This is a genomic window from Mesorhizobium sp. IMUNJ 23232 (assembly GCF_044326205.1).
Lineage (GTDB): Bacteria > Pseudomonadota > Alphaproteobacteria > Rhizobiales > Rhizobiaceae > Kumtagia.
In genome coordinates this window covers 1-10,488 of record NZ_JBIRCY010000109.1, presented here as the reverse complement: position 1 = coordinate 10,488, position 10,488 = coordinate 1, and the positions used below count along the sequence as shown (strand labels likewise).

11 protein-coding genes and 3 pseudogenes are annotated in these 10,488 nt (G+C 63.2%); 12 read left to right on the top strand and 2 right to left on the bottom strand.

Annotation, left to right across the window (positions count from 1 at the left end):
* Positions 1-394: pseudogene (locus ACH196_RS36650) on the bottom strand (NAD(P)(+) transhydrogenase (Re/Si-specific) subunit alpha); the annotation flags it as partial.
* A gap of 168 nt (positions 395-562) precedes the next feature.
* Here ACH196_RS36650 and ACH196_RS36645 point away from each other — a divergent pair.
* The 11 genes and pseudogenes from ACH196_RS36645 to ACH196_RS36595 all read left to right on the top strand — a co-directional run.
* The gene (locus tag ACH196_RS36645; RefSeq protein WP_396651742.1) at positions 563-904 is read left to right on the top strand and encodes a hypothetical protein; all 342 of its coding nucleotides are present in this window, start codon (positions 563-565) and stop codon (positions 902-904) included.
* 66 nt (positions 905-970) lie between these two features.
* Positions 971-2,038, top strand: a complete 1,068-nt coding sequence (locus tag ACH196_RS36640; protein WP_396651741.1) for a PilN domain-containing protein — start codon at positions 971-973, stop codon at positions 2,036-2,038.
* Positions 2,035-2,646 carry a GspMb/PilO family protein gene (locus ACH196_RS36635; protein WP_396651740.1) on the top strand — a complete coding sequence of 204 codons (612 nt, stop codon included), beginning with the start codon at positions 2,035-2,037 and terminating at the stop codon, positions 2,644-2,646. The genes ACH196_RS36640 and ACH196_RS36635 overlap by 4 nt, the downstream gene beginning before the upstream one ends.
* Positions 2,646-3,140 carry a hypothetical protein gene (locus tag ACH196_RS36630; RefSeq protein ID WP_396651739.1) on the top strand — a complete coding sequence of 165 codons (495 nt, stop codon included), beginning with the start codon at positions 2,646-2,648 and terminating at the stop codon, positions 3,138-3,140. The genes ACH196_RS36635 and ACH196_RS36630 overlap by 1 nt, the downstream gene beginning before the upstream one ends.
* A 3-nt stretch (positions 3,141-3,143) precedes the next feature.
* Positions 3,144-4,352 (top strand): type II secretion system F family protein, encoded by a 1,209-nt coding sequence (locus ACH196_RS36625; RefSeq protein ID WP_396651738.1) that lies wholly within the window; start codon positions 3,144-3,146, stop codon positions 4,350-4,352.
* Between the two features lie 12 nt (positions 4,353-4,364).
* Positions 4,365-4,805 (top strand): type II secretion system major pseudopilin GspG, encoded by a 441-nt coding sequence (gspG, locus tag ACH196_RS36620; protein ID WP_396651737.1) that lies wholly within the window; start codon positions 4,365-4,367, stop codon positions 4,803-4,805.
* Positions 4,786-5,262: a hypothetical protein gene (locus ACH196_RS36615; protein WP_396651736.1), complete on the top strand. Its 477-nt coding sequence runs from the start codon at positions 4,786-4,788 to the stop codon at positions 5,260-5,262. Before gspG ends, ACH196_RS36615 begins: the two co-directional genes overlap by 20 nt.
* Entirely contained in the window at positions 5,259-5,621 is a 363-nt protein-coding gene (locus tag ACH196_RS36610; RefSeq protein WP_396651735.1) for a type II secretion system protein J, read from the top strand. The genes ACH196_RS36615 and ACH196_RS36610 overlap by 4 nt, the downstream gene beginning before the upstream one ends.
* A complete protein-coding gene (locus tag ACH196_RS36605) occupies positions 5,618-6,268 on the top strand; it encodes a type II secretion system protein J (protein ID WP_396651734.1) in 651 nt (216 codons plus the stop codon). The genes ACH196_RS36610 and ACH196_RS36605 overlap by 4 nt, the downstream gene beginning before the upstream one ends.
* Positions 6,269-6,482: 214 nt before the next feature.
* The gene (locus ACH196_RS36600; protein ID WP_396651733.1) at positions 6,483-8,291 is read left to right on the top strand and encodes an FAD-dependent oxidoreductase; all 1,809 of its coding nucleotides are present in this window, start codon (positions 6,483-6,485) and stop codon (positions 8,289-8,291) included.
* A 171-nt stretch (positions 8,292-8,462) separates the two neighbouring features.
* A pseudogene (locus ACH196_RS36595) lies at positions 8,463-8,699 on the top strand (DUF1028 domain-containing protein); the annotation flags it as partial.
* 48 nt (positions 8,700-8,747) lie between these two features.
* On the opposite strand, the pseudogene ACH196_RS36590 reads toward ACH196_RS36595, so the two are convergent.
* Positions 8,748-9,175, bottom strand: a pseudogene (locus tag ACH196_RS36590) (aldehyde dehydrogenase family protein); the annotation flags it as partial.
* A 91-nt stretch (positions 9,176-9,266) separates the two neighbouring features.
* Between ACH196_RS36590 and istB the strand changes: the two are divergent.
* Positions 9,267-10,058, top strand: a complete 792-nt coding sequence (gene istB, locus ACH196_RS36585) for an IS21-like element helper ATPase IstB (protein WP_396651732.1) — start codon at positions 9,267-9,269, stop codon at positions 10,056-10,058.
* Positions 10,059-10,488 lie beyond the last annotated feature (430 nt).

Here is a 10,488-nt window from a genome sequence, read left to right as displayed (position 1 = left end):
GCACGTCCATCACCTGCGCACGGGTGATACGCGGCATCAGTTCCATCGCGAAACCGGTGACGCCCGCCCGCGCCATCTCGGCAAGCGCCGCATCGTTGCCGTAAGGATCCATGATGGCCAGCACCGCCACGTCGGCCTTGTATCCCTTGAGCTCTGCCGAAGTCGGCCGGCGCACCTTCAGCACGACATCGGCCCGGCCCGCGTCGGCGGCTTTGCCGATGACCGCCCCGGCAGCCTGGAAATCCGCATCGATGATACGAGAGGCCAAACCGGCGCCAGCCTCGACGATCACCTCGAAGCCAAGTCCCACAAGCCGCTTCACCGTGTCCGGCGATGCCGCCACACGCGACTCACCCGAGCCGCCCTCGGCGGGAATGAAGATGATCTGGCTCACGCTTGGCTACCCCTCCCCGGCACGCGGCGCATCAGCGCGCCTGCAATATGATTCAGATTTTGCTACAATCCATAAAATGGACAACTTGTCCACATCTCTGATTGAGAATACTGTCCGATAATTGCCGATGCCATATCGATGGCCAAACGGCGGTTCTGGGAGGTGTAAATGTCCGAGCTCAATGGTGCGAAGCGGTTGCGCTCGCGCGCGTGGTTCGACAATCCGGACAATCCCGGCATGGCGGCGCTCTACCTCGAACGCTATCGGAATTATGGGCTGACCCGCGAAGAACTCGCCATCGAAATACGACCCCGTGTCACAGCCTCGTCGGCCTTGCCGGGCATTCGCCTCGAGAAGCTGATGTCTGTCGAAATCGAAGTCGAGGTCAATTGCCGACAGCTTCTGCAACTCCGCGGCCAAGTTGGTCGTCCCAGTCTACGTTCAAGATCGGTGCTCGATTGGCGAAGAACTGCGATCGATCTGGAATTAGGGCCTGACGATGCGCTATGATTTGTATTCACGCGGGCGACGGAACTCCGGATCCGGTGCCGGCTTCTGCTCTGGGGTTTGACCGGAATGGCTTCTCCTTTCACCGCGGCGATCCGCGGCATGGATGACTGGATCGCGGGACCGGCCTCCCTGCTGGATGAACTCGCGCGCGTCAAATCCGGCAGCCGCGTGGTCGCGCGGATCGCGGACGATGGGAGCACGCTTGAAATCGAGCCGGCGACTAGCCGAAAGCCGTCAGCACCCCTGTTAATACCGATTTCTCCAGACGCGCAGACGCCGGCCGCATTGCGCACTGCGGTGAATGGAAAGGCGGTCCATCTCGGCATCCCGGCGAGCTGGGTGATCGCGCGCCGGATCGAGCTGCCGATGGAGGCTGCCAGCCACGTCGAAGGCATCGTTACGTCGCGGATGGGCGCGCTTTCGCCATTGCCTGCTTCCGATATCTATTTCGGCCACAGGGTCCTCGGGATAAGCCGTGAGGCGCGGCAGATCACCGTCGCCGTCGCGATCGTTCCGAGGTCGCGTGTCGCTGCTGCCTTGGCCTGCCTCAATATGGCCGAGGCCCGCCAGGTCGTGATCTCGGCACCGTTTCCGGAAGGCGATGTCGTGGAAGTATTGACACAGCGGCGACGGGTCACCGGCACGCGTGGCCGGATAAAATTTGTCCTTGCCGGAGCTCTGGGCGTAAGCCTGGTTGCTGCCGTCACCGCTCTGGCGGTCCGGCCGATGATCCAGAACAGCTATGCCGAGCGCCGCGCCGCGGTCGAGGTCCGCGCCGGAAAAGCACGCCAGGCAATCGCGCTGGCGGCGACTCCGGACAAGGCTGAAACAGCGCCGGAGCAGGAGGCGCGGAATATCAAGGACGACGCGATAAGCGCGCTGGGAGCGTTGGACGACCTGGCGGCGGCTCTGCCGATGCATTCCTATGCCATAGAGGTGTCCTTTGCCGAGGGCCGCATGCGCCTCTCCGGTCGGACAATGGATGTGCCCGAAGTGCTGACCGCACTGGAATCGTCGGGTCGCTTCGAAGACAGCAAGCTGGTCGGATCGGCCCTGCGCGGCGAAGACGGCCTCACTTCGGAGTTCGAGGTCGACACCCGCCCGCTCATCCGCACCGGAGGTTCGCTGCGATGAGGACGACACCGCTGTGGCGCGACACTCGGCTTCAATCCCTGGGCGTCATGGCCCTGCTGGTTGTCGGCGCTCTTGTCCTCGTCGCCGATACGCTGTTGTCCTGGCGCGCGGAGGCGGGCTCGCTCGCGCTCTATGAGGAACGCACCGCCTTGCTCGAAAGCCAGGCGTCCACCTCCTTGGTGCCCCCGGGCGCGAACCAGGCTCCGGACCTCGGCGAGGGCAAGATCCTTCTCGATGCGCAGACCAGCGGGCTCGTCTCGGCCGAGTTCCAGCGTCTGCTCTCCAGCCGCGTGGAAAGCGTGGGTGCCGTCATCAGGCGGGTCGACGTTCCCACGGAAGGTCAGATTGACAACATCGGCGATCCTCCATTGGAATCTCTGGAACGCATCCGCTTGACTGCCGATATCGAGGTCATGGAGCAGTCGCTGCCCGATCTCATCTATGCCATCGAGGCCGGTTCGCCCGTCATGGTCGTCGACAGCTTCAGGCTTCGGTTGAACCGAAAGATCGATCTGTTGGGGGGAGACCAGACCTCGAGTTCCATGGACCGGCCGCTGTCGCTGAACGTCACCCTGTCGGCCTTCCGGGAGAAAGGGCCACAGTCATGATGCCCGCGCTGCGCACGACAACGGTCCTCGCCGCCATAGCAGCCTCGGCGAACCTGTCCTTCGGCGCGGAAACGTTGTCGATCAGGGAACGCCTGGTAAGCGACTACGCGGCGCTCAGGGACCGGCCGCTGTTCTCGCCGGACCGGGCTGCCCCGATGGCGTTCAATGCCCCCGAGCCGGAACCTGTTGTCATAGTGCCCGAGCCCGAGCCGGAACCCGAGCCGCCCCCTGCCTCGGCGCCCGATTGGCGATTGGTCGGCATCGTTCGGTCGGCGAGTCTCAACAGCGCAACCTTCACCGCCCCCACCGAAATGGCGGCCTTCACGCTGCGCGCCGGGGAAAGCCGGGAAGGTTGGACCCTGAAGGTAGTCGGCCAGTTTGAAGTCAAGCTCGATGGAGCGGGAGGACGCGCCTCGCTTCGCTTTTCGGACGAGCCGAGCGGTGAACAAATGTTTCCGTCGGAAGAAACGCCGGCGACGCTTTCCGGCGGATGACCCATGAGCTCCACGGCATTCGCATATAAAGCCTTGAGTAGCGAGGGTCGTCTGGAACTCGGTCGGATCGACGCGTCCGATTCCGACGACGCCCTCCAGAAGCTCGGGGCGCGCGGGCTGATCCCGATCAGTGTCGAACAAAGCGGCCAGTCTGAATCGCGCACACCGCTGTTTTCGACCCGGATACCGGCGGCGCAGGTCACGCGCCTGCTCTCCGACCTGTCGATCATGCTGAATGCGGGGATCCGGGTCGACGAAGCGCTGGCGATCATGGAAAAGGAATTCGACAGCGGACGGCTGCAGCCCGTGGTTGGCGGCATTCGCACCGACCTTGCGTCTGGCAACTCGTTCTCACGAGCGCTCGAAGCCTGGCCTGCACTGTTCCCGGCGTTCCAGGTCGCGATGGTTCGCGTCGCGGAGACGTCCGGCAAATTGGCCACTCTCCTGTCTCGCATCGTGCAGGAGCGCCAGAATTTCGAGGCATTGCAGGCCAAGGTCAGCGAGGCGCTGCGATATCCGGCATTCCTGTTTGCCGGCACGATCTGCGTACTGGTCTTCTTCCTGGTGGGGGTCGTTCCCCAGTTCGAACCGATGCTCATGCAGAGCGGCAAGAAGGACACGCTGATGGTGGTGATGTTCGCCGTCTCGAATTTCCTGCGCGCATATGGGCTGTACCTTCTGCTCGCGGGGGCGCTGCTCGTCCTGCTGGGGTTCGCAGCGGCTCGTCGGGGCCTTCTCTCGGCATGGCTCTGGAGCTTCGCCAAGAAACTTCCGCTTTTATCGGAGATACCGGGGAGCTATCGGACGGGGCGCTTCGCCCGTCTCCTGGGCATCATGGTCGAAACCGGCGTGGCTGTTCCTGTGGCTTTCAAGCTCATTAGCGATACCATCGACCACGGCGAGGCAGCGCGGGCACGCGCGCAGCAGGCGTCCGACGCGCTGAGGCAGGGGAATAGGCTTGGCCATGCGCTTGAGATTCTTCAGCTTCCCCCGCTGGCGGTGCGCATGCTGAGGCTCGGCGAGCAAAGTGGCGAACTCGCGGGGCTGGCCTATCGTGTCGCCGACTTCTATGAAGTGCGGCTGGAGCGTTCGCTGTCCCGTATCGTCGGGCTTGTCGGACCTGCGGCAGTGGCAACCATCAGTATCTTGATCGGCGGTATGATCGTGTCGATCATGTCCACCCTAATGTCCTTCAACGACATGGTCCGATAGGAGCCTGTTTGCATGAACATACATCTCTCAGTTGGTCCCCATCTCATGAAGCGCAAGCGTGCCCGGCGCCGCAGGGCGGGCTTTACGCTGATCGAGATGCTGGTCGTGCTGGCCATCATCGGCCTGATCACGGCGCTCGTCGGTCCTCGTGTTCTCGCGCAGTTGTCCGACTCCCGAGAGCGCGCGGCAAGGCTGCAGATCGAGGCATTTTCCAGCGCGCTCGACATCTTCTACATTGATGTCGGTCGTTATCCGGTGCAGGCCGAAGGCCTGGGAGCCCTGGTGCGCAAGCCCTCGACCATCCAGGTCTGGAACGGGCCATACCTGCGCGGCGATAACGTTCCGCTCGATCCGTGGGGCAATGAGTTCAAGTACGCGAGCGACGGAAAGACGTTCAAAGTTACCACCGACGGGCCTGACGGGCGCGGTTCCAATGTGTCCGCTCAGCCGTAAAGGCAACGGCAGCCATAAAACGGCGCAGCGCGGTGTCGTGCTACTCGACGTGGTCGCGGCGCTTGCGATCGTCGCCCTCGCCGCTTTCGTGCTGATGCCGCGCCCGCGTTCCACCATCGGCGCTGCCGAGCTGTCTGCCGAGGCGGTTCGCGTCAGCGGGGAATTCCGCAAAGGCAGGGCGAAGGCGCTGACCACCGGCAGCGTTGCCGACGTCGCGGTCGATCCGGGAAACGGACGCATCCAGGCGGATGCCGCCAATCCGATCTCGATCAGGGACGGGGTGGCCATGAACTGGGTCACGTCCGACCAGTGCCCGATACGGGGCGGAACCAGAGCCTTGCGCTTCCTTGCCGACGGACGGTCCTGCGGGGGCGTCATGACACTGTCCGCCAGCGGCCGGGCGATCGAACTGCGCGTCGACTGGTTGACCGGCCGCGTGGAAATGAGCCCGAAATGACGGCGCGGCGCAGACGCGGCTTCACGCTCATCGAGATTCTGGCTTCGCTTGCCATCGCCGTGCTGCTGATCGTTCCGATTGCGCACATCATTACGGGCACGGCAGGAGCGTTCGCGGGTCTGGAACGATCGACCGGACGCCGAGTCGGCATGCAGGCGGCGATGGCGGTCGCGATGACCCTCGACCCGTTGCGAACGGGCCGGCGCGGGGATTACACGGTCATCGTGGAACCATACCGCTTCGAACGCGGCACTGCGCTGGCTCGGGCCGGATGGCAGCTTTACTCCGTCACCGTTCGCAGCACCGACGGATCGGATGACGACGTGATACAGACCGTACGCCTCGGCAAGCTGCAATGAGGAGGAGACGCGGCGCTAGGGCCGGCTTCACGCTGATCGAGGCATTGGCTTCGCTGGTGCTTGCGACGATGCTGTTCGGTGGGCTGGCGCTCTACACCGGAACCTGGCTGCGCCAATGGCAGGGGATGATCGTCAGAGGAGGGCAGGAGGACACGGTTGCGGTGATTCTCGACCGGATGGTCGAGGATCTGGAGGCCGCGCAGCCCGGCTATTCCAACACGCGAGGAGCCGCTGCGGTCCGCTTCACCGGCCATGCCGACGAGGTCACCTTCGTGCGCCCGGCGCTCGGCTACGAGCCGCGTGCGGGACTTGATGACATCACCTATTCGATGGGTCGGGCCGGAGCCGACCGGGCCCTCATTCGTGCCCGCCGCGACTACATGAGGGACGGGGGCGGGGAGAATCTTCCGCTGGTGCGCGGCGATCTGAAGCTTTCGTTCAGCTATGCCGGGCCGGACGGCGCGCTCAGCCCCGAATGGACACGCACCAACCGCACGCCTTCACTCGTCCGCATCGAGATATCCGGCACTTCTCCGCGTCCCTGGCGGCAATGGGCCTTCGCGCGGTTGCGCGTCGAGCTGCCCGCGCGTTGCGGCGCGGCTGAAGCGCTCGCGCCGTGTCTGCAGCGCTACGGCATCGGCTCCTGAACTCCGCAGGGATGTACGATTGGCGCCGTTAATAGGCTTGCAAAACAGCGTGGCATGTAGACGGCGCAGGGCTGCCGCTGATTATCAATCCAATCGGCAAGCATATGATCGCTGGGACTGAAATGCGGCGATGCTGCGTTGACATTTCGTCAATAGTTTGCCCAATATAAATTGTTGGACATCGTGTCCATATCGTGGACGATCTCTCGGTTCGATGCTTGAGGTTTTGAGCGGGATCGCGATGTCGGCAACGGTCAAGCAGGTAAAACGGGAGGAGAACGTAATGACAGTCAGCCGACGCTCATTGTTGAAGGGCGCTGCCGGAATCGCCGCCGCAGGGGTGGCCAGCAGCATTTTGCAGCCGAGCATTGCCAATGCTGCGGACCCGCGCGTGGCCGATATCGTCGTTGTGGGTTGCGGTTCGGCGGGCCTCGGCGCCGCGGTCGCCGCCGCGGAGGCAGGCGCGTCGGTTATTGTCCTCGAGGCGCAACCGCACATCGGGGGACGTGGCATCGTCAGCTCGGGCAACATTCCGCTGGGAGGCGGAACCCCTGCTCAGATGGCGGCCGGCATCGTCGACTCACCCGATCTCCTTTATGGTGACCTTACCGACTGGTCCATCACCTTGGCGAACGGCGCTACGAGCTACCGCTTTAACGATCGCGAGCTCATCCGGGCATTTGCCGACGTCAACGTCGACATGTACAATTTTCTGGTCCGCCATGGCGTCGTGTGGACGAGATCCACGCCCGACAACGTCGGCGGCAATGAAGTCGGCAACTCTGTAAACCGTATGATGCATACGGCGATCATGAACTACGCCTCGGTCCGGACCGGCTTGCCGGTACCCGCGAACCAACAGCGGACGACGTCTCAAGGGCCCGGCTTCATATATCCGCTGGAGGCCGCGGCAAAGGCGCGTGGCGTCAAGATCCTGCTGAATTACCGTTTGGAGTCGCTGCTCCGGACGAAAGCGGGCGTGGTCGGGGTCGTAGCCTCCAATCAAGGCCGCCTTGTTAACATTCAGGCACGCAAGGGCGTAATCATCGCGAGCGGCGGCGGAAACGGGAATGTGGAATACCGCCGACAGTTCGACCCGCGGCTCACCGCGGAGTACTGCGGCGTCGCTGGCGAGCCCTATTCCTTCCAGGACGCCAGTGGCATTCTCGCCGGGCTGAATGTCGGCGCGTCCCTCGCGGGCACGTACAATCAGACCGGAGAGTTCGGCACCAACATCACCAAGCCAACCGCCATCGGAACGCGGTACAACTACTCGTTCCTGCAGTGGGGGCCCCAAAGCCCTGTCTTCCACCTTGCGAAAGCTTCGGGACTTTCCGGCGTCAACAACCAGAACGTTATCCATGTAAATATGATCGGGAAGCGGTTCTTCGACGAAACGGGAGGTCAATTCCCGACAAACAGCGCTCGCTCGGTCAACCCGTACGTTCAGGGCAGCTACCTGAACGCCAAGAACATCACATACAACCCACAAAACTGGATCAACGCCGCATTGGCTGGAATCGGCGACGGCCACAACGGCGGTGGCCCGATCTGGGCGATCTTCGATGCAGATGCCGTGGCCCGCCAGAGATGGACTGTGGCGCCGCCCTTCGTCGATCCTGATGGATTCTTCTTCGAGGCAAACACGCTGGAGGAACTCGCACAGAAGATCGTCATGCCGTACCAGCGGGTTCCCATGCCGCCAAGCAACTTGGTCGAGACGGTGACGCGGTACAACAGCTTTGTTGACGCGGGTGCCGACGCCGATTTCGGCAAACCGACGCCCCAGTACAAGATCCAACGGGGCCCCTTCTATGCCGCCTGGTCGACGCCGGTGATCCACGACGCCCGGTCCGGCCTGCGCATCAACGGCTCAAGCCAGGTCCTCGACTTTGCCGGTGCGGCAATTCCCGGCCTCTACTGCGCCGGCGAAGCCGCTGGCGGATTCAGTCAGCACGGGAACGCTCGAGCTCTCTCTCAGGGCATCATCGCAGGAAGGCACGCAGCCGCCCGTTCGGCTTAGCAGGGACTGCAGCTCTCAACAATAGTCCCGCCAGGCCTCCCGGTCCGGCGGGACTTTCTGTTTCTCGGACCCGAGGCCAGAGATTCCAGCGCCGGCGGTATGGGGCCGGCCATCAGCGTCGCCCAATCACACGGTCATGATTGCGCGTCACTTACGCACGCAGCCGAGTAGCTGCTAGTACGCCCACTCCGACCGCTTCTATCGGCAACATCAGGTTCTCGTATCCCTGAGTGGTCCGGCCACCGCGAGGGCGAGGACCCGGTGGCGCAGGGCAACCGCCTGGTGGGCCTGGAAACCCTGGACGCCACCCTGGCGGCATTCGCCAACGATGCCGACCGTGATCTGGCCGAGCGGCTGCTGCTCGCCCTGGAGGCCGGTGAGTCCACGGGCGCGGACACCAAGGGCGCCTTGTCGGGCGCCAAAGGTGCTTTGTGCCGCTACTGCGCGCGGCGCAGATCAGGCGGCCGTATACGCCGTCTTGACCGTCGTGTAGAACTCCGCGGCGCAGCGGCCCCTGCTCGCGCGGCCCGTAGCTGGAGCCTTTGCGGCCGCCGAAGGGCACGTGGTAGTCCACGCCCGCGGTCGGCAGGTTCACCATCACCATGCCGGCCTGCACGTGGCGCTTGAAATGCGTCGTGTACTTGAGGGAGGTCGTGGCAATGCCGGCGGAGAGACCGAACTCGGAGTCGTTGGCCAAGGCCAGTGCCTCCTCTTAGTTCTTCGCGGATGACGCTCACCACGGGGCCGAGCACCTCTCCGCGGTTGATGCGCATCGCCGCCGTCGTCTCGGCGAACAGGGCGGGACGCATGTAGTAGCCGGGCGCGCCATCGCCATTTCTGTCGATCGCCTCGCCGCCCGCCACCAGCTTGGCGCCTTCGGCCGTGGCGATCGCGACGCACTGGAGATTCTGCGCGAGCCCAAAGCCGATGTCGAGAGATATGACGGTCTGCGCGTCCGGATCGCGGGAGGCCGTCATGCGTCATGATCCCGCAAGCGGCGCTGTCGTCATCATGCCGCGCAGCTTGAAGATGTACGGGATGGCACAGGCCGTCGCCGATCTGATCGAACAGGGTGCGCCGGCCTTCGACGCTGCCGTGCCGATCCTGTCACAACTGCTCAAGGCTGAACTGGCCGAGCGGGAAGTGCGCTCCATCGCCTATCACATGAAGGCTGCGCGCTTCCCGGCCTACAAGGACCTCTCCGGCTTCGACTTTGCAGCCAGCGAGATTAACGAAGCCACGGTGCGTCAGTTGCACCGCTGCGAGTTCATGGACGGGGCGCAGAACGTCGTGCTGGTCGGTGGTCCTGGGACCGGTAAAACCCATGTCGCCACCGCGCTCGGCATCCAGGCCATCGAGCATCATCGCCGAAAGGTCCGGTTCTTCTCGACCATCGAACTCGTCAACGCGCTCGAACAGGAAAAGGCGAAGGGCAAGGCGGGACAGATTGCCGAGGGTCTGGCTAAGCTCGATCTCGTGATCCTTGACGAGCTGGGGTATCTGCCGTTCAGCGCCTCGGGTGGAGCGCTCCTCTTCCACCTGATGAGCAAACTCTACGAGCGTACCAGTGTCGTCATCACCACCAATCTGAGCTTCAGCGAATGGGCGTCTGTCTTCAGTGATGCCAAGATGACCACCGCTCTGCTCGATCGGCTCACCCACCGTTGCCACATCCTCGAAACTGGCAACGACAGCTTCCGCTTCAAGGCAAGTTCAGCGGCGGCAACAAAACGAAAGGAGGATCTACGACCCTTAACCCCAGCCTGAGCAAAAAATCATAATCAGCGGTGGCTCACTTCTCGGTGAAAAACCCGGCTCACTTCTGGGTGGAAATCAACAGAACCGGGCCTGTTCAAGGAATTCTGTGCCGAGTTCACCCGCGAGGTGAACCGTCGGCGCATTGAGCGCAGCACCGGTCTCGACGCGGCCAAGCGCGAACTGGATAGGATCGTCCGAGACTTGGACAAGGCGATTGACGCTATTCTGTCCGGTGTGCCGCCTTTGCAGTTGAAGGAGCGGATGGAGAAACTGGAGGCATCTTGATGACCCCACGTTAAGGGGTCCCGTTTGGGGTCTGACGCAAACTCGCTGCATCTTTGGCTCAGGTCGCGCCGACGAGACGCGCCTGGAGCAGATCGATCTTGGCGCGGCCGTACATCTGCCGCTTGATGAGTTTGAGCTTGGTGATCTGGCCTTC

Coding starts and splice junctions, on each gene's coding strand:
- ACH196_RS36645 (WP_396651742.1), top strand. CDS start 563: ATGTCCGAGCTCAATGGTGCGAAGCGGTTGCGCTCGCGCGCGTGGTTC.
- ACH196_RS36640 (WP_396651741.1), top strand. CDS start 971: ATGGCTTCTCCTTTCACCGCGGCGATCCGCGGCATGGATGACTGGATC.
- ACH196_RS36635 (WP_396651740.1), top strand. CDS start 2,035: ATGAGGACGACACCGCTGTGGCGCGACACTCGGCTTCAATCCCTGGGC.
- ACH196_RS36630 (WP_396651739.1), top strand. CDS start 2,646: ATGCCCGCGCTGCGCACGACAACGGTCCTCGCCGCCATAGCAGCCTCG.
- ACH196_RS36625 (WP_396651738.1), top strand. CDS start 3,144: ATGAGCTCCACGGCATTCGCATATAAAGCCTTGAGTAGCGAGGGTCGT.
- gspG (WP_396651737.1), top strand. CDS start 4,365: ATGAACATACATCTCTCAGTTGGTCCCCATCTCATGAAGCGCAAGCGT.
- ACH196_RS36615 (WP_396651736.1), top strand. CDS start 4,786: ATGTGTCCGCTCAGCCGTAAAGGCAACGGCAGCCATAAAACGGCGCAG.
- ACH196_RS36610 (WP_396651735.1), top strand. CDS start 5,259: ATGACGGCGCGGCGCAGACGCGGCTTCACGCTCATCGAGATTCTGGCT.
- ACH196_RS36605 (WP_396651734.1), top strand. CDS start 5,618: ATGAGGAGGAGACGCGGCGCTAGGGCCGGCTTCACGCTGATCGAGGCA.
- ACH196_RS36600 (WP_396651733.1), top strand. CDS start 6,483: ATGCTTGAGGTTTTGAGCGGGATCGCGATGTCGGCAACGGTCAAGCAG.
- istB (WP_396651732.1), top strand. CDS start 9,267: ATGCGTCATGATCCCGCAAGCGGCGCTGTCGTCATCATGCCGCGCAGC.